This window comes from Paenibacillus antibioticophila (assembly GCF_000455265.1).
GTDB lineage: Bacteria > Bacillota > Bacilli > Paenibacillales > Paenibacillaceae > Fontibacillus > Fontibacillus antibioticophila.
This window is the reverse complement of sequence record NZ_HG005139.1, coordinates 245,495-264,453: the sequence shown is the minus strand read 5'-3', so window position 1 is coordinate 264,453 and position 18,959 is coordinate 245,495. Positions and strand designations below refer to the sequence as shown.

General features: G+C 50.6%; 16 protein-coding genes and 1 pseudogene. 5 read left to right on the top strand and 12 right to left on the bottom strand.

The window, feature by feature from the left end; all coding sequences use genetic code 11:
• Positions 1-63: 63 nt before the first annotated feature.
• Positions 64-1,806: an ABC transporter ATP-binding protein gene (locus TX85_RS01120; RefSeq protein WP_044477308.1), complete on the bottom strand. Its 1,743-nt coding sequence runs from the start codon at positions 1,804-1,806 to the stop codon at positions 64-66.
• Entirely contained in the window at positions 1,803-3,548 is a 1,746-nt protein-coding gene (locus TX85_RS01115) for an ABC transporter ATP-binding protein (protein WP_044477307.1), read from the bottom strand. The genes TX85_RS01120 and TX85_RS01115 overlap by 4 nt, the downstream gene beginning before the upstream one ends.
• A gap of 154 nt (positions 3,549-3,702) precedes the next feature.
• On the opposite strand from TX85_RS01115, the gene TX85_RS01110 reads away from it, so the two are divergent.
• The gene (locus TX85_RS01110) at positions 3,703-4,575 is read left to right on the top strand and encodes a LysR family transcriptional regulator (protein WP_044477306.1); all 873 of its coding nucleotides are present in this window, start codon (positions 3,703-3,705) and stop codon (positions 4,573-4,575) included.
• 7 nt (positions 4,576-4,582) lie between these two features.
• Here TX85_RS01110 and TX85_RS01105 read toward each other — a convergent pair whose 3' ends face one another.
• Both TX85_RS01105 and TX85_RS01100 read right to left on the bottom strand, forming a co-directional pair.
• A complete protein-coding gene (locus tag TX85_RS01105; RefSeq protein WP_044477305.1) occupies positions 4,583-5,578 on the bottom strand; it encodes a Gfo/Idh/MocA family protein in 996 nt (331 codons plus the stop codon).
• 53 nt (positions 5,579-5,631) lie between these two features.
• A complete protein-coding gene (locus tag TX85_RS01100; RefSeq protein WP_044477304.1) occupies positions 5,632-6,621 on the bottom strand; it encodes a Gfo/Idh/MocA family protein in 990 nt (329 codons plus the stop codon).
• 167 nt (positions 6,622-6,788) lie between these two features.
• On the opposite strand from TX85_RS01100, the gene TX85_RS01095 reads away from it, so the two are divergent.
• On the top strand, positions 6,789-7,289 hold the full coding sequence (locus tag TX85_RS01095) for a hypothetical protein (protein WP_044477303.1): 501 nt from the start codon (positions 6,789-6,791) through the stop codon (positions 7,287-7,289).
• 362 nt (positions 7,290-7,651) lie between these two features.
• On the opposite strand, the gene TX85_RS01090 is transcribed toward TX85_RS01095, so the two are convergent.
• A complete protein-coding gene (locus TX85_RS01090) occupies positions 7,652-8,485 on the bottom strand; it encodes a DUF6612 family protein (RefSeq protein ID WP_044477302.1) in 834 nt (277 codons plus the stop codon).
• Positions 8,486-8,616: 131 nt separating this feature from the next.
• Here TX85_RS01090 and TX85_RS01085 point away from each other — a divergent pair, with 131 nt between their 5' ends.
• Both TX85_RS01085 and glgP read left to right on the top strand, forming a co-directional pair.
• Positions 8,617-9,186, top strand: a complete 570-nt coding sequence (locus TX85_RS01085; RefSeq protein ID WP_044477301.1) for a DUF1273 domain-containing protein — start codon at positions 8,617-8,619, stop codon at positions 9,184-9,186.
• Between the two features lie 310 nt (positions 9,187-9,496).
• Entirely contained in the window at positions 9,497-11,113 is a 1,617-nt protein-coding gene (gene glgP, locus TX85_RS01080; protein WP_044477300.1) for an alpha-glucan family phosphorylase, read from the top strand.
• 783 nt (positions 11,114-11,896) lie between these two features.
• Here glgP and TX85_RS26645 read toward each other — a convergent pair.
• Together TX85_RS26645 and TX85_RS01075 are read right to left on the bottom strand one after the other, a co-directional pair.
• On the bottom strand, positions 11,897-12,106 hold the full coding sequence (locus TX85_RS26645) for a hypothetical protein (RefSeq protein WP_148444311.1): 210 nt from the start codon (positions 12,104-12,106) through the stop codon (positions 11,897-11,899).
• 292 nt (positions 12,107-12,398) lie between these two features.
• On the bottom strand, positions 12,399-13,388 hold the full coding sequence (locus tag TX85_RS01075) for a Gfo/Idh/MocA family protein (protein WP_044477299.1): 990 nt from the start codon (positions 13,386-13,388) through the stop codon (positions 12,399-12,401).
• A 193-nt stretch (positions 13,389-13,581) separates the two neighbouring features.
• On the opposite strand from TX85_RS01075, the gene TX85_RS01070 reads away from it, so the two are divergent.
• Positions 13,582-14,343, top strand: coding sequence for an SGNH/GDSL hydrolase family protein (locus TX85_RS01070; RefSeq protein ID WP_044477298.1), 762 nt, complete (start codon positions 13,582-13,584; stop codon positions 14,341-14,343).
• A 145-nt stretch (positions 14,344-14,488) separates the two neighbouring features.
• Here TX85_RS01070 and TX85_RS01065 read toward each other — a convergent pair whose 3' ends face one another.
• The 5 genes and pseudogenes from TX85_RS01065 to TX85_RS27175 form a co-directional block, all read right to left on the bottom strand.
• The gene (locus TX85_RS01065) at positions 14,489-14,992 is read right to left on the bottom strand and encodes a CYTH domain-containing protein (protein WP_044477297.1); all 504 of its coding nucleotides are present in this window, start codon (positions 14,990-14,992) and stop codon (positions 14,489-14,491) included.
• Positions 14,993-15,158: 166 nt separating this feature from the next.
• The gene (gene htpG / locus TX85_RS01060) at positions 15,159-17,039 is read right to left on the bottom strand and encodes a molecular chaperone HtpG (protein WP_044477296.1); all 1,881 of its coding nucleotides are present in this window, start codon (positions 17,037-17,039) and stop codon (positions 15,159-15,161) included.
• A gap of 119 nt (positions 17,040-17,158) precedes the next feature.
• The gene (thiE, locus tag TX85_RS01055; protein WP_044477295.1) at positions 17,159-17,860 is read right to left on the bottom strand and encodes a thiamine phosphate synthase; all 702 of its coding nucleotides are present in this window, start codon (positions 17,858-17,860) and stop codon (positions 17,159-17,161) included.
• Positions 17,860-18,696, bottom strand: coding sequence for a bifunctional hydroxymethylpyrimidine kinase/phosphomethylpyrimidine kinase (gene thiD / locus TX85_RS01050; protein ID WP_233500578.1), 837 nt, complete (start codon positions 18,694-18,696; stop codon positions 17,860-17,862). The genes thiE and thiD overlap by 1 nt, the downstream gene beginning before the upstream one ends.
• Positions 18,693-18,959, bottom strand: a pseudogene (locus TX85_RS27175) (hydroxyethylthiazole kinase); the annotation flags it as partial. The pseudogene TX85_RS27175 and the gene thiD, both read right to left, overlap by 4 nt.

Below are 18,959 nucleotides of genomic sequence, written 5' to 3'. Positions count from 1 at the left end.
TAGGAAAAGAATACCATGAAAATTGTCGTATTTTTATGACTTTTGTATTACTTTTACAAAGATTTACTCCTCTGCAGCGAACTGGCTGTTATACAATTCTGCATAATAGCCGCCGCGGGACAGCAGTTCCTCATGGCTGCCGCTCTCCACAACATCTCCATCCTTCATATACAGGATCACATCCGATTCACGGATCGTTGACAACCGGTGGGCGATCACGAAGCTCGTTCTTCCCTGCATCATTCGCTGAAATGCTTGCTGGATACGAATTTCAGTCAACGTATCAATACTGCTCGTTGCCTCATCAAGAATCAGCATGGGCGGATCGACCAGCATAACTCTTGCAATGGTGAGCAGTTGCTTTTGCCCCTGGGACAACTGTTCTCCGCTCCCGCTAATGACCGTATCATAGCCCTCTGGAAGCCTTTTGATGAAGGAATGGGCATTCGCCGCTTTGGCGGCAGCGACAACCTCAGCCTCGGTGGCCTCAGGCTTGCCGTAGGCAATATTTTCGCGGACTGTACCGCTTTTCAGCCACGTATCCTGGAGCACCATACCAAAAGCCTGACGAAGACTGTCACGGGTCATCTCTTTAATATTGACGCCTCCAATCCGAATTTCCCCGGCATCCACATCGTAAAAGCGCATCAACAGGTTGACCAGCGTTGTCTTACCCGCCCCCGTCTTTCCAACGATTGCGATTCTGGTTCCCGGAGGCACCGTCAGATTCAAATCTGAGATCAAGGGCCGGTCCGGCCGATAAGCAAATCGAACATGACGGAATTCGATGGTCTCCTGCTTGTGGGGCAAGATCGCGGAACGGGATGAGTCAGGCGTCTCCACATGTTCATCCAGCACTTTAAATACCCGTTGCGCCGAAGCTGTAGCTGCCTGAAGCTGCGAGATAACACCTGTCACCTCGTTAAACGGCTTCGCGAACAAATTGGCGTAGATCAAGAAGCTCGACAAATCCCCGACCGTAATTCTCGCTGCAATGACCATCAAGCTTCCGACAGTCGCGATGACAGAAAAGGTAATATTGTTCACGAGTCTTGTGGATGGATTGGAAATCGAGCTGATAAATTGTGATTTAACTCCTGTCTCATACAAGTGCCGATTCATATCCGAAAACTGCTCATAGCTGCGTTTTTCGTATCGGAAGGCTTGAACGATCTTCTGGCCGCCGATCATTTCTTCCGCATAGCCGTTCAATTCCCCTACAATCTTGGCCTGATCGCGGAACAGCTGCTGTGAGCTTCTTGTAATGTAACGGGCTACATAATAGGAAGCCGGTGCCGACAACAGAACGGCCAATGTCATGATCGGACTGGTGTACAGCATGAGTACAATTGAACCCACTATTGTAACGATCCCTGTGAGCAGTGTGGAGAAGCCCTGCAGCAATCCATCGGAGATCGCATCCATATCGTTGACAAACCGGCTAATACTGTCTCCTTGCGGATGGTTATCATGATAGTTAAGCGGCAGATTGTTCAGACGGTCATACATTTCCTCACGCATGGAGTTGACCGTCTGATAAGCCAGCCGGTTCGTCAGATAAGCAAGCAGCCAGCTGAACAGACTGCCCAGCGCATATATAATCGCAAGCCAGCTCAGCAAGCGGAACACAATATCAAATTCCACCGCTCCCTGCCCGAGCATCCGGTCGATGGCTTTCCCGATCAAGAGCGGTCCGGCCAGGCTTGCCAGGACGCTGATCAAGGCGCTGAGCGCGGAGCCGAGAAGCAGGAGTCTATGGGCTGCCATGTATTTGAAAATTCTTAACCAGGTTGACTTCATGTTCATCCCTGAACGCCCTCCTCTTCCGACAGCTGTGAACGGCAAATCTCGCGATAAGGCTCACAATGCTTCAGCAATTCCTCATGAGTGCCGATTCCCGCAATTCTGCCTTCTTCCAGCACGATGATCCGGTCTGCATGAAGTACGGTGCTTACACGCTGTGTGACCAGAAGCATCGTCGTATCGGCATGGTATTGTCTGATGGAACGGCGAAGCGCCGCCTCAGTCGCATAGTCCAGTGCACTGGAGGAATCATCAAGAATCAGAATCTCTGAACGGGCCAAAAGCGCCCGGGCGATCGTAATCCGCTGCTTCTGTCCTCCCGACAGGTTCAGCCCGCCCCGAGCCACTCGGGTCTGATACCCCTCCGGCAGCTTGTTGATAAACTCCTCGGCCTGGGCTGCACGCGCAGCCTCCGCGACCTCTTGATCTCCGGCATGCTCATTGCTCCAGCGGATGTTATCAGCCACCGTTCCGGTGAAGAGAATCGCTTTTTGGGGAACCAAGGCAACCTTGCTCCGCAGCTTCTCCAACGAGTAATCCATCACATTAGTGCCTTCTACATAGACAGCACCCTGTCCGGTATCGTAGAACCTTGGAATCAAATGAATGAGGGAGGACTTTCCTGACCCGGTACCCCCGATAATCCCGATGGTTTCCCCACGATGAACCTTAAAGGAGATCTCCTTCAAGGCTGGATCGCCAGTCGAGCTGTATCCGAAGCTGACATGATCGAACTCGATTAGCGGAGCTTTCGTCTCCGCGGCAGTCGAATACTCCACGTCCGCCGAACCATCGATAATCGTCGGATAGGTATCAAGCAGTTCATTGATCCGTGCTGCTGACGAAGCGGCCTTTGTAAAGATAATAATCAAATTAGAGACCACGATAAGCGCAAGCAAAATCTGTGTTACGTAATTTATAAAGGCGATAATTTCACCGGAGGACAGACTGCCCTGATTAATGTGAACACCGCCCGCCCACAGAATAGCAATGATAGCCGCATTCACCACCAGCATTGTCAATGGACTTAGCAGGGCCGAGATGCGCCCCACCCGAATAGCTGTAACCGTGATGTCGTCGGCGGCTTCCTTGAAGCGGCTTTGCTCTTCCCTTCTCTTGGCAAAGGCGCGAATCACTCTTACCCCGCCCAGGCTCTCACTCAGCACAAGCACAAGCTTGTCGAGCTTCTTCTGGTACAGACGGTACAGCGGCGCTGATTTGGCAATAATCAAATACAATACAATTCCAAAGATCGGTGTAGCCGCAAGCAGGATAAGGGATAAACGAAGATCAAGAATCATCGCCATGATAATCGCCCCGATACAAATAAACGGCGCGCGGATCACCAGCCGAATTAGCATCGCTACAGCCACTTGCAATTGGTTGACATCATTGGTTACCCGATTGATCAGCGAAGGCGTGCCAAAGCGTTCTAAATCCGAGAAGGACAGCGAGGAGACATGACGGAACAGCCGATTGCGCAAGGTAGTGCCAAACCCTTGCGAGGCTCTTGCTGCGTAGTATTGGCAAATCAAAGAGCTTCCGTAACCAAGGAGCGTCATCGCCAGCATCAGCACGCCCATTTTAAGAACATAACTGCTGTCCCGGTTGCCGATTCCGTGATTAACGGTTAGCGCAACGATGGTGGGCAGCAGCAGTTCCAGAATAGCCTCCAGCAGCTTGAACAGGGGGCCAAGAATCGTTTCTTTCTTATACGGTTTCAGAAATACAGCAAGTCTGAACAAAGCTGAATCACCATCTCTTATTCAATATTGTCACCGGCGTATTGACTTTCTTCCCGTGACAAATATGATTATGACATACCCTGTGACATAGTTAAAATATTGCTTTCATATCTCTATCATACGTTTTCAATATATCAAAATGGGAGGGATAGCTATGGATCTTAAGCAACTCAGATACTTTCTGACCATCGCCGAGGAGGGACAAATTACAGCTGCTGCTAAGAAGCTCCGAATGGCACAGCCTCCTCTTAGCCAACAACTCAAGCTTCTGGAGGAGGAGCTGGGAGTCAAGCTAGCCGAACGGGGCCCTCGAAGCATTCAACTGACGGATGCCGGGGAGATGCTTCGGCGGAGAGCCCAGCAGATGATCGACCTGGCCGACTCCACTGCAAGGGAGATCCGTGATATTTCCAAGGGGCTAAGCGGAACGCTGCAAATTGGAACCGTCTCTTCTTCGGGAGCGGCCTTGCTTACCGAGAGACTGATCGACTTCCTCCAGACCTATGAGGGGGTTAAATTCGAAATTCACGAAGGAAACACCTTCCATATTATTGATTTGCTGCAGAGCGGCGTAATTGAGATCGGGATTGTCAGGACTCCCTTCCATGCCGGAGGGTTGAACTGGATCACGATGAAGCAGGAGCCGATGATCGCTGTGATGGCTCCAAGATTTGACTGGAATTCCGCGGCTGACAGCTGCGATATTGCAGACCTTCAGGGAAGGCCGCTCATCATTTATCGACGATTCGAATCTCTGATTCGGGAGACCTGTGGGAAGGCCGGATTTGAGCCGGAGCTGTTCTGCAAAAATGACGATGCGCGAACCACGCTCCAATGGGCCCATGCTGGACTGGCAATAGGGATTATTCCCCAATCTGCTCTCCGGCTATCCAATCACACCGGGCTTATCGTCAAGACGATCAACAGCGAGCCGCTTCGGACGCAAATTGCCGCCATCTGGTCCAAGGAACGGTACTTGTCTTCCTTGGCCAAACGGTTTATCGGCAGCTTCAGCGAGCATGGATAGAGCCGCTTTATTCAAATGGATATTTAAGTCCCCACTGGTCCCGAATTTCATCCAGCAGCTTCATAATGCTCAATGATTCGTCCAGCGGGATCAACGGGCTCTCCTTTTCCCCTGTCAGCAAGCAGCGGCCCACTTCCTCCGCTTCAAAGGCATATCCCTTCGACTCACGGTCATCCGTGACCTTGATGTCCTCTTGCCCTGCCACCCGAAGCGTCGCCTCCCTGGCATTAATGAAGGAAGGGATATGGATCATCCCCTCTGTGCCGAATATCCAGGCGTCGTTGTTAAGACCGAGACGGACTGCTCCGTTTAACGAAGCGGTCCGCCCTGCTCCAAAATCCAGCAAGACAGAGAACTGCTCATCCACTCCTGTCTCCCCAATCCATGCCGTGCTGTTAACCGACTGCGGAGTAGCGCCAAATATCATGGAGGCAAGAGAGACCGGATAGATGCCTACATCCAGCAGCGCTCCTCCGCCAAGCTGCGGATTTAACAGTCTCCCCTCCGGATTCCAGTCGGTGCGGAAGCCAAAGTCTGCCTTCAGCATCCGTACTTCCCCGATCTTGCCTTCCTTCAGCCATGCTCTGACCTGAGAAATAACCGGCAGGAATCTTGTCCACATCGCTTCCATCAGGAATAATCCCCGGCTTCGGGCAGCATCTATCATTTCAGCCAGCTCACGGCTGTTCACCGTAATCGGCTTCTCACACAGTACGGCCTTCCCGGCGGCAAGCGCCAGCAATACATGTTCTCGATGAAGCGGGTGGGGTGTTGCGACATAAATAGCATCCACATCAGGATCTAAGACAAGCTCCTCGTAACTCCCATAGGCCTTGGCCAGTCCAAATTTTTCAGCGAAACGTTCTGCGCTTTCAAGCGTACGTGAGCCTGCGGCATATCCCACTCCGCTGACGGTATGGACAAGATCGCCAGTAAACTGCTCCGCGATCCAGCCGGTGCCCATGATTCCCCATTTCACTTTATTCTCAGAAGATTTGTCCATCCTCATCGCCTCCCGTAATTCGATTCTTTCTTCATTGTAAACGAGTAATGGGCTTATTCAAAGGGATACTTTAATCCCCACTGCGCTCTCAATGCGTCCAATAAGCGCATGACCTCCAACGACCAATTCGGTGCAAGCCACTCACATTCCTTCCTGCCTTCAAGCAGACTTCTCCCCACTTCGTCCGCTTCATATTCATAGCCCTTTCCCTGGCGCTCATCGCTATAATTCTCCACCTCTTGGCCCTCTTTGTAGAGGATAGCGGAAGGTGCTTTATTCATCGAGGGAAGGACAATACAGCCCTCCGTACCGTGAATGACTGCTTCATTTCGCATGCCAAGCGTGATCGATCCATGAAGGGAGGCGGATTTCCCTGAGTCATAGGTCAATAAGGCGGAAAACTGCTCATCGACGCCGGTCTCCCCGATGGATGAAGTGCTCATGATTTGTGATGGCTGAGAGCCATAGATAGCAGTGGCTAGGGCCACAGGATATACGCCGACATCAAGCAACGCTCCCCCCGCTAATTCCGGATTGAGCAGCCGGCCTTCCGGCTCACCGTCCCCTACAAATCCGAACTCCGCCTGTACAAGTCTGACCTCGCCGATTCTCCCTTCGGTTATCCATTCCAATGCCTGGCGCATCGGAGGCAAAAATAACATCCACATCGCCTCCATCAGAAACAGATCACGCGCCTTGGCTTCAGAGATCAGTTCCTCAAGCTCCTGACGATTTACCGTAATCGGTTTTTCGCACAATACAGCCTTTCCGGCTCTAAGGCTATTCAGTGAGTTCTCCAGATGATACCGGTGCGGGGTTGCGATGTATACCACATCCACCTCCGGATCTTCGATCAACTCTTTATAACTCCCATAGGCCTTAGGTATACCGAAACGTGAGGCAAAATCCACAGCCTTGCTCATTTGCCGTGATCCTACCGCATAGGGGGTCCCCGTGCTGGTGAATGCCAGATCTGTAACAAACTGCTCGGCAATCACGCCCGTGCCCATGATCCCCCATTTGACTTTCGAGCCTTTTACCATACAAGTTCCTCCCGTTCTTCGCAGAATTCTTCCGTTGATGTACTTGTACCCCAAATCGCTTGCTGTGAAGAACGAGAGGGCATTCCTTTGCTTCCCGCTTGGAGAATCATTATACTGATCATGGGAGCTGCTGGCTCCCTATCCATATCGCTGACCGGAGGCGGATTATGCTATCCTTTGAACAAAAATTAAACATATTGGACTCATTTCCTGAATTGGAGAGAAGATCCGTATCCCTTGGACGGGTTAATTATCATTTTGAAGGGAGCGCCCATGAGAAAAAAACCGTAGGCTACCACCTTCATCCTAACGGCAACGGATTTATCTATGCCGGTCTGCTCGAGGAATATGACAAGGATCAAAAAGGCTACGTGAATATTCGCGATTTCTCAGATCCGGACCTGCGCAATCTGGTACGTCAGTCCATCGATTCACTTGCCGTGCGAGATGAAGCTCCCGCCGAGGTTGCTTCTTCACCTGCTTTATTACATAAGCCTTCATCATCCGGAGGCAGCTGGGTGAATGCAGAGGGACATGCACTTACACTGAAGTGCGAGGACGATCTCTGGTATATTTACTCCGGCATTCAGCTGGAGATGGTATTTGAGACCCGTGAAGAAGCAGGAATTTATCTGGAAGAGGAAGGCTTTCACCCTTATAAAAAGTAATCTGCAGGACCTCGCCCCGCTCACGGGGCTATTTTTTTGCCCAAAATCATAAAAAGTTCAAAAAAATGTTTGATTTTAGTCACAAAATGTTCAATAATTAAGTAAGACACAAATTGTTCACATTTAATCAACGACGAATGAAGGAGTTGAATAAGTATGTGGGAACCTGGGAGCAGCAAGTATAAGGGCAATGTATTTGGTATCATTATCGGACTGGGGATCTTCTATGCCGTTTTTTATATCGTGTTTACCTTGTTTGCGATTCATGGCCAATAAACCCGGAAATGTAACCGCTAACAAATGTGCAAATGCCTAAAGGGCCGGTAACGGATGATCGTTCGGCCCTTTTTTGTTCTTCTCCGTCATCGCGCTGTTTCAATCACTTCTGGAGGCAGCTCTATCGCATCAATCCCGTTAAAATTGAAGAAGGTGCTTCTATCTATCTTACGCTGAATCATTACGTCTTCGCCCCCGCCGATATCAATCTCCAGGTCCACCAATAGCTGATTAAGTAAAAGACTGTCCTTGTCTGCCTTCAAGCTTACCTTCATCCTCTTCAGCAACTGAATAGACATGTGAGAAGGTTCTAACGCTTCCAGACCTGCATTCGTCATCTCGTCTATCCGCAAAAGCTCTTCTTCCGGGAGCTCAAGCGTCATTGTATAATAATTGCCTTCCTGCGTAAAAAGTACATCGCCCTGCAACCTCTCTAACACGCCCAGTAGATACTCCAGGCTTTGCGGGTGCATTTGCATATCGGCTATCCCCCCGTCCAGCTCCTCCCCTGCGAGCTTAACCCAACCATCTTCTCCAATTCTGGAAAAATGGCCTGTACCGGGAATAACGTATTGCTCCATTGTCATGGGCAGCATTCCATCTGTCTTGATATCCATTAGCATGTGATGTTGAGACGGCTGCTTGATCCACTGGGCTTCCGTTATCATTTCCGACTTCATGATTGATACTTCTCCATTTAGGGTTCTCTCTAGTTCTTGCTGAGTTTCACCTTTCACGGAGTAGCTGGCTGCCTCTTCAAAGGTATCAGCCACTTGACGAATGACTTCACCTGCGGTTAAGAGAGTGCGGCTTTCACTAGGACCTGCCTCTTCATGATCAGTTGTAGATTCCCCCGCCCCGCATGCAGTTAGCACAAGAACCATCCAAAGAATAAGGCCTTTAAAATACCGCTTGTTCATCATTCACGCTCCAGTAATATCCATTTATAGTGACAGACTAGCATAAACCCTGTGATCAGAACAGTGATATAATAGTCAAACAAGCTGTGAGATTTGTTGGACTGCCCTGCAATCGAAAGGAATGACTACTAGTGAAGAATCTTCTTATTACCGGCTACCGTGCCCATGAATTGGGGATCTATAATAATAAGCATGAAGGAATCCCTTACATACGCAAGGCGATCAGGGACCGGATCCTGCCGCTGGCTGAAGAAGGCCTGGAATGGGTGCTCACGCCGGGGCAATATGGCGTCGATCTATGGGCCTGCGAGGCGGTTCTGGAATTGAAGCTTGAATATCCCGAGTTAAAATGCGCCATCATTACCGCCTTCCAGAGTCAGGAGGAGCAGTGGAGCGAGGAGAAGCAACATTATTTCCGCGATTTGATTTCTAAAGTGGATTATTTTGCATCCATCAGCAAAGAAGGCTATCTGGGACCTTGGCAGTTCTCTGCCCGGGATGATCTGCTGCTGCGAAAAAGTGACGGTATTCTGCTTGTTTATGATGAGGACAGCGGCGAAGCCAGTCCCAAGTTCATTAAACGCCGGGCAATGCAAAAGCAGCATGCCGAAGGCTACCTCTATCTGCAGCTTGGTCCTGAGGATATTCAGTCGGTCGCGGATGAAATGCGAGTATTCCAAGACGTCGACCCAGTGGATTAAGCACAGCAGGTTCACCTTACCCGGAATCGTTAGGGCCGCTTCAAATCCGCCTCGCAATGCAAACGTTTGATCTCAAAATGAGAACACATTCCTAAATTCATAATGATTTTTATAAATTTTAAAAAAATTTGGGTTGATCGGTGTAATTTCCTATCGCATTCAGCATAAAATATGCTAAAATAATCCTCGAAATCGCTTTCACATTGGCAAGCTGCTTTCTATCGGACAAACGTTTGCACAAATTCATCTTTACTTTCTGAGCGAAACCATCTGCCGGTGTGTTCATAAAAAATACGAGGAGGCTTTTGCAATGAGCGAGAAAAAATTGCCTACTGTAGCGTACTTCAGCATGGAGTACGGGCTGCATTCCGATTTTAAGATGTATGCCGGAGGGCTAGGAATTTTAGCCGGGGATTACATCAAGGGAGCCAAAGATATTGAGGCGCCGATTGTAGCCATCGGCATCAAATGGAAGCAGGGGTACACCGATCAGCGGATTGATGAGCATGGCAAGCCTTACGATACTTATCACAACTATGTATATGATTTTTTGGAAGATACCGGGGTCAAGGTTACGGTGAAGGTACGAAATACCGATGTCGTCTGCAAAGTCTGGAAGACAGAGCATTTTGGCAACAACCCGCTCTACTTGCTTGATACGGACATTCCCGAAAATGGCGATGCCTGGATTACCGGGCAGTTGTACGGATGGTTCGGCGAGGAACGGATTGCTCAGGAGATCGTGCTTGGTATCGGCGGGGTAAAGGCAATGCGTGCGCTTCAGATTCCAATCAATGTCTATCACTTTAATGAGGGGCATGCGGCATTGGCAGCCACGGAGCTGATCCGCGAGAAGATGTGTGCCGGGCGAACCTTTGAAGAGGCTTGGACGGCTACACGCGAAGAGGTTGTCTTCACGACGCACACGCCAATCAAGGAAGGAAATGAGACGCATCCCCTGGATCGTCTGGAATATATGACGGCATTTAACGGCTTGACACGTGATCAAATGGAACGCATCGGCGGCAGCCCGTTCAACATGACGGTGGCCGGCCTGCGCCTGTCCCGTATTTCCAACGGGGTTGCAGCCCTCCATGCGGATACCTCCAACAAAATGTGGAAGGAAGTCGCCGGACGCTCGGAGATCATCGGAATCACCAATGCCATTCATACGCCAACCTGGGTGGATGATCGGATGACGGCCGCATATGAAAATGGCGGAGATCTGTGGAAGACGCACATGGAGATCAAACGTGAGCTGATCGCTTTTATTCAGGAGCGTTCGTGCATTGCACTGAATGAAGATAACCTGCTGATCGGATTCTCCCGCCGTGCCGCTCCGTACAAACGCAGTGACTTGATTTTCTCCCAGCCTGAGATCATTGAACCGTATCTGGAGTCCGGCAAGGTTCAGATTGTCTTCTCCGGGAAGGCGCACCCGCTGGACGACACCGGCAAGAAAATCGTCAGCAATCTTGTGTCCATGATGAAGAAATATCCGAAGAGTGTCGTCTTCCTTGAGAACTACGACATGACGATCGGCGCCCAATTAACAAGGGGCTCCGATATTTGGCTCAACAACCCGCGCAGACCGCTGGAAGCCAGCGGCACCTCCGGTATGAAGGCTGCGATGAACGGCGTACTGAACTGCTCCATTCTGGACGGCTGGTGGCCGGAAGCCTGCATTGACGGGGAGAATGGCTGGCAGATCGGCGATGGCTTCGAGACGACCGACTTTGCTGTACTTGACCAGCATGACAGTGACGCACTGTATGATACCCTGTTGAACCGGGTGCTGCCAACCTACTATGAGAACCGTGCCAAGTGGGTAGAAATGATGCGTAAGAGCATCGAGACGACCCGTGAGGCATTTGCTACCAAGCGGATGCTCGAGGAATACTACAACAAAATGTATATCAAGCGCTAATCTCAGCGCAAAAAGGCTGCTGCCCTACCCCGCCGGGTTCCGGTTGGATGTGAGCAGCAGCCTTTGTATTGGTGCGAGGCGGCTGTACTTTTGGAAAGTGTGCAGTAGCGGGAAGACAGTTAAACACAAATAGGACGTTGGAGGGGCAACGTGTGAAGTGTGCTTTCGATCGCTGTTGTTCGCGGATTTCTATGATTGGACTAAGTTCTAACAAGGGAGAAATCCGCTCACAAAGGCGAACGCTGACGCTTGATGCTTCCGAAGTAGCTTTCTTACAGAAAGCTTGTAACACTTCACACTTATGCCCTGATCACTTGGCCTTTGCAGTTCAACTTCAAATACAATGCAGTTTGCACATGACTGCGTCATAGCTGCATTGCAATAAGCTTACCACCTGTAGCAAGCAGGATACTCCGTACAAGCCTCCTCCCTACTTTCCCTTGCGCCAGGCTCTCCTTAGCTAGGCATTACGAATGGAAGTCCGCGCAATTCACTTTACGCACAGCCCAATGGAATACTGGGCGCATGGAGTTGCGTCCAGTCGCACGTTGCTTCGCCTTGTTCCGAGCTTCACTCATCCCGCTTATTCAGCCTCAACTGGTCGCGCTCCAGTGAAATTTCTTACCTTAAATTCTTCATTTGACGCTCGAACCCACTTTTAGTGAAAAAACTTACCTTAGATCGCCAGTATCTAGTTAAACCGACGGTATAGCCAACTTTAAGCGAAAGAATTTCACTATATCCGCATTTCTAGCATTTCCACTGAATTTAAGGTAACTTTTTTCACTGCACGCCTACGATCCATATTTTCATGCGGTCGACGAATCGGATCACCGTCATGATGCGAAACACCGCGCGCTGAAAGCTGCGCTCGGTGCGAGGTGTACGCATGCGTACTTGGCGGGTATTGCTTAATCTACTGAAATAACCCTTGCTATGCGGGCTTGTTGAAATTGGGGTATCCCCAATGATGATGCTGTGTAGTCTATTCACTGTTTGAATGCACTCGCATCATAGAGAGTGCGGTGATTCAGCACTATAAAGCCAAACTAAACTGCCTGCGTAATTGGGCATAAGTGTGAGGTGTGCTGTTGAAACGGAATGTTCGCCTTTGTGAGTGGATTTCTACCATACTATTTCAATCAAAGAAATCCGCGAACAACAGCGATCGTAAGCACACTTCACACGTTGCCCCTACACGCAGGCAGGATCATCGATCGGTTTTATTGGCTGTTACTGTGCTCTCGCACAAGATCGCAAAAAGTGAGCTCGCAGCGCAATTCGATTAGCGCAAATCCGCCGGGAAGGTCAGACCCATCTGGCGCCGGGCTTCCTCCATAATCTCTGCCACAATCAACGAGTTGTGCAACGTATTGACTGTGCTGTCCCTCCTGCCGGTCTGGATCAGCTCAATGAACTCCCTTGCCTCGTAGAACATGGACTCTTGCATTTGCGGCTGGCGCAAATCTTCAATCGTCCCGTCACGATAATAGATTTTCACATCATAAGGCTGATTGATCTTGTCGATAACCAGGGTTCCGTTCTCCCCTTGAATCTCTGCGGGGGCATAGGAATCCGCGATCTTGGAATACATCACGACCCCGTCCATGTCTGGATAACGCATGAGAATGCTTCCCTCACCATCCACACCGGAGGAGAGCATAATTCCGCTTGCCTGAACCTGCTCGGGCTTCCCGAACAGGGTTACCATCGGATAAATACAGTAAATGCCAAGATCCATCAGCGCTCCATTGGAGAACTCCGGCTTGAATGCATTAAGTACTGTTCCTTGCTTGAAGGCATCAAATCTGGAGGAGTATTGGCAATAGCTTGCAAAATAACGCCGTACTCGTCCGATCTTATATAAGTTGTTCGCAATGACTCTAAAGTTCGGCATCAGCGTCGACTTCATTGCTTCCATAAGCAATACGTCATGATCCTTCGCTGTTTGCAGCATCGCTTGAACCTCTTTTACATTCGACGCCAGGGGCTTCTCGCATAATACATGCTTGCCATGCTTCATGCACTCAATCGCCTGTTCGGCATGCAGCGAGTTCGGGCTAGCAATATAGACAGCATCCACCTCATCGCTAGAAGCCATCTCTGCCAAATCGGTGTATACCGTAGGTTGGTTGTTGTGCTTCGCGGCAAATGCTCTCCCCTTCTCCTCCGTCCGTGAGTATACCGCTTTCAGTTCAAATTGCTCAGTCTCTTCCGCCGCTTGAATAAAACGTTCCGTGATCCAGTTCGTTCCGACAATTCCGAATCGAAGCAAAGAAATGTCCTCCCTTTTTAAACATGATCTCCTTAGTATTCTCTCACTCTGTACAGTCTATGTCTAGCTTGGAGTATCCGAAGTCAGGACATCTGGGTCGAGCAAAAGACTGCCGCAGATGCAGATTCGCCTTGCTTCGATCTCCGCACTCCACTAAAATAAGGTTATCAGGATATGAAGCGGGGTGATTCTCATGAACAGAGACAACCAGAATGTAATTAACGCAATCGCTGCAACCAAATATATGATTACCGGGGATTCCATCTCCAAAGGTGTCATTTATGACGAGATACGCAAAAAATATGTACTGTTAGAAAATAATTATGTAACGCTCCTGCAGGAAAAAATGATGGGTGCGGTGCGAAATACCGCGCGCTTCGGCAATACCTTGATCAAGGGCGTCACCAACTTGAAGAAGGATATCCAGAAGGAGAAGCCGCATATTGTACTGATTGAATACGGCGGCAATGACTGTGATTTCAACTGGGATGAGATCGCACTGAATCCCGATGCGGAACACCTTCCCAAGACGGATTTTAATATGTTCGAGAAAATGCTGACGGAGACCATCTCCTTCCTGCGTTCCGAACACATTACGCCGATTCTGATGAGTCTTCCTCCGCTTAATGCGGACAGCTACTTCAAATGGGTCAGCAAAAATGATCCCGTCGCTGAACAGAACATCTTAAAATGGCTTGGCAGCATTACCAAGATCTATTGGTGGCAGGAAAGATACAACACCATGATCGTGAAGGTTGCCGAGATGACAAAGACCAAATATATCGATGTGCGCGGCGCCTTTCTTGAGCATCCTGACTTTACCAAGTTTCTATGCTCGGACGGCATTCATCCCAATGAGGCCGGACATCGGATCATATGCGATAAAGTACTGGAGTTCGTGCAGCACAATTACGGGTTCCTTTTAAAAGACAACAGCAGGCTCGCACTGGAATAGTCTTCTGAAACATACTAAAAGCTTGGGGCTGTCCAAAAGTTAGCCCCCAAACAAAAGTTGGACGAGAACCTAAGTTCCGTCCAACTTTTTTCGTTCACTTTCTGTAGGGAAGCAGCGCCATAAATTTCCTCATGTCATCTATAATCTACAGATGCTTGCGGGATTGCAAATCTCTCCATACTTTCTTATTGCTGTACTGCTTATCGGTACTGATATCCTGGCCGAACCACTCCGGCGGTTCAAAGCTTGTCGCCTCTTCCTCCGATTCGAATTCAATCTCCAGCACCATCAGTTTAATCTGATGATAATCGTCAATCTCCAGCATATAATCATTCCATTTGACCGTTGTCCGCTTCTTCACCAGCGGAATTGCCCCGCGGCTATGAATCATTTGCTCGTAAATCCCCGCAGAAATCGGATACTCTACTTCCTCCCGAGCTAGTCCGAATCCCCGTTTGAAGGTATGTGTATAGCTGATGTCCCCTGTAGCCAAATCCTTGATTCTCCGTACCCGGAGCTCCTGATCTTTATCCAAAGCCAGGTAGGTCTGATCGATGACCTGCTCCTTGACCAGGACGATGCTGCCATCCTCAAGGAAGGCCTTCGGAAATTCGGATATCAGAAACTTGCGTTCAATTTCAAGTGCCATGTCCATTCTCCTTACACTGTTTTCACCAGTCTAAGTGTATCATATCCCGGGCTTTGCCGACGACCCCGGCCTCCTCTCTTCAGTTCGGATTCACCGTCTGAAGTCCAAGAACATAACAAAAACGGCTGCCGCGTTTGAAAACCAGTGCGGCTGCCGTGAAATATTTTTACGCCATGACCTTGCAGATATTGTTCGTGAACTCTACCGGATCCTCAATTGGCAGACCTTCAATCAGAAGTGCCTGATTGTAGAGCAGGCTGGTGTACAGAGCAAGCTTGTCCTTGTCCCCTGCATGCGCCTCTTTCAGGGAACGGAAGACTTCATGGTTGACGTTAATCTCCAGTACCTTATCCGCCTTGACCTCCTGGCCGTTCGGCATCGCATTCAGCACCTTCTCCATCTCAATGGACAATTCGCCTTCAGCCGACAGGCAGACAGGGTGACTCTTCAGGCGCTTCGATGCCTTGACGTTCTTCACCTTGCCGCTAAGCAGGGTGTTCATGGCCTCGAACAGCTCCTGATGCTCGCTGTCGCCTTCCTTCGCATCCTGTTCATCGGATTCGGATTCGATGCCGAGATCCCCGCTGGATACGGATTTGAATTCCTTCTCCTTGTAGGTCATGATCATCTTGATGGCGAATTCATCGATATCATCCGTAAAGTACAAGATCTCATAGCCCTTATCCAGCACCATTTCCGTCTGCGGCAGCTTCTCCAGCCGGTCTACCGATTCACCGGTTGCATAGTAAATGTACTTCTGATCCTCCGGCATCCGGGATACGTACTCATCCAACGTAACCAGCTTCTTCTCTTTCGAGGATGTGAACAACAGCAGATCCTGAAGCACATCCTTGTTCATACCATAATCATTGTATACACCGAACTTCAACTGGCGTCCGAACGAGTCATAGAACTGCTCGTACTTGTCGCGCTCATCCTTGAGCAGCGCCAGCAATTGGCTCTTGATCTTGCTCTGGATGTTCTTCGCGATCAGTTTGAGTTGACGGTCATGCTGGAGCATTTCCCGCGAAATGTTCAGCGACAGATCCTCGGAATCGACCATCCCCTTGACGAAGCTGAAATAGTCCGGGAGCAGATCGCCGCATTTGTTCATAATCAGCACGCCGTTGGAATACAGCTCCAGCCCTTTTTCATATTCCTTGGTATAGTAGTCGAACGGAGTCTTCTCCGGAATGAAGAGGATTGCGTTATAGACAACCGCTCCATCGGCCTTGATATGGATATGAGACACCGGCTTGTCAAAGCCGTAGCGTTTCTCCATGTAGAAGTTCTCATAGTCCTCATCTGTCAACTCGCTCTTATTCTTGCGCCAGATCGGAACCATGCTGTTTACCGTCTGCTCTTCCTGAACCTCCTCGAACTCGCCTTCCGAACCCTCTTTAGGCCGCTGGGAGGTGACCTCCATCTTGATCGGATAGCGGATGAAGTCGGAGTATTTCTTGATGATGGATCTCAGGCGGTACTCCTCCAGATATTCATCGTACTGATCATCTTCCGTATTCTCTTTAATGGTCAAAATAATATCGGTGCCGACACTCTCCTTCTCCGTCTCGGAGATCGTGTACCCGTCCGTTCCTTCCGACTCCCATTTATAGGCTTCACTGCTGCCCAACGCCCGGCTGATGACCGTAACCTTGTCTGCAACCATAAAGGCGGAGTAGAAGCCGACGCCGAATTGACCGATGATATTATGTCCGTCCTTCGCTTCGTTCTCATTCTTGAAGGCAAAAGAGCCGCTATTGGCGATAATGCCAAGGTTACTCTCCAGTTCTTCCTTCGTCATCCCGATCCCCGTATCGGAAATGGTCAGCGTCCGAGCCTGTTTGTCCGCCTTCAATCGAATGAAATAGTCATCCTTGTTGAACGTCAGATTCTCGTCTGTCAATGCCTTGTAATAGATCTTGTCAATGGCATCACTGCTGTTGGAGATCAATTCCCGGAGAAATATTTCCCGCTGCGTATAGATGGAGTTGATCATCATCTCCAGAAGTCGTTTGGATTCCGCTTTGAACTGCTTCTTGTCCATGGTACTGCTCCTTCCTTTCTTCGCCTGCAAAATTATTAGCACTCTAAAGTTTAGAGTGCTAATCTTATAGTTCTATATTAAATTTCCTCTATTTTTATGTCAATACGGATTCCTCATCCCTATCGATTTATTCGCGACCTGAGTTGCTGCACGGCATGCCGCACCTGATCGCCCGGAAGCCCTGCCACGGCCGATATCACGGCAATGCCGTCCGCACCGGCTGATATAACCTCCCCGGCACGCTCCAGCGTGATACCTCCGATGCCGACGAGAGGAAGATGAATGCCCACCTGGCGTAGCCCGGGCAAAATCTGCAGCCCGTGGACGGCATGAGCATCCGGCTTGGAGGACGTCGGATAAATCGGCCCGATCCCCAAATAGTCGGCTCCTTGCTGAACCGCACGCTCCGCTTCCTCCAGCTGATGAACCGAAACGCCCAGAATCCCCCCTCCGATCCGGGAACGTACCCATCCGGCATCCGCATCCTCCTGTCCAATGTGCACCCCGTCTGCCTGGATCCGCAGAGCCAACTCCACATCATCGTTAATAATGAAGGGAACGCCCGCCTCCCGGCAGAGCTCCTGAAGCTGAAGCGCAAGCTTTATCCTGGCTTCTCCAGTCAACGAACCGTCGCCCTTCTCCCTATACTGGACCATGGTTGCCCCGCCCGCCAGCGCCTCCCGGACTACGTACAACGGATCATCCTGACAGTTCGCACTCCCGATGACAAGATACACCTTCAAATACTCGCGCATCACATCGGCAGAAATCCTCCGGCCGGGAACATTGAAGCGGCTCCCCAAATTGATATGCCGGTCCATCAGCCAAGCACCGCCTGTCTGCGGCGGTATGCCCAATGATTCGTCGGACCATGCCCCTGTCCAAGGCCGAGCCCGTCCTCGATAGCCGCCTGTATGAAGCGGCGGGCAAGCGCGGCCGCTTCGATGCCGGGCAGCCCCTTGGCTAAGCCTGCCGTCAGCGCCGCCGAGAACGTACAGCCTGTGCCGTGCGTGTGCGGCGTCTGGATTCGCGGATAGCTAAGCTCCGTAAAATGCTGCCCGTCATACAGCAGATCGACTACCTGCTGCTCCCCCGGGCCGGAGTCAAGGGCCTCATGACCGCCCTTGATAATGACCAGACCTGGCCCCAGATCAGAAATTCTGACCGCCGCTTCCCGGCGGTCCCGGGAACTGTGAATCGGCATACCAGCCAGCACCTCCGCTTCCGGGAGATTCGGCGTCACAACCGCCGCCAGCGGAAGCAGCACCTCCTTCAGTTCCTTCACCGCATCGCTCTGCAGCAATGAGGCTCCTCCCTTGGCGATCATGACGGGATCGACAACGATGCGCTTCATGCCTTGGCTTTTGAATTCCGCAGCCACGGCATGAATAACCTCCGCATCGAACAGCATTCCCGTCTTGACAGCATCTACGCCAAGGTCCTCGGCAACGCTGCGGATCTGCTCCGCCGCTGCTTGTGCCGGCAGAGGATAGACCCCGCTTACGCCTAACGTATTCTGCACCGTCACAGCCGTTATAGCCGACATCCCATAGACATCGAGCTCCTGAAAGGTTTTCAGATCCGCCTGGATCCCCGCTCCGCCGCCGCTGTCCGAGCCGGCCACCGTCAGCGCTCTGGCCAGTCTCGTTCCGCTCACAGCCATCCTCCCGCTTCCGCGGCCAATAATTCGGCAACCGCCACATGACCTTTCAGGGAATGCGGATGCAGCTTGGCCAGTTCATCCAGGAAGGCCGTCTGGAAGCTGCCTGGCCCGAGAGCAGCTGTCCGCTCCGCTGCCCGGGAGGCTGCGGCGCCATAAAAGGCCAAACCTGCCGTCCCTGCCCGCATAAGACCCGGTTCTATAGCTGCGAAGGCTCCGCGTAATAACTTCGTATAGCATACATTATACGAAGTTATACG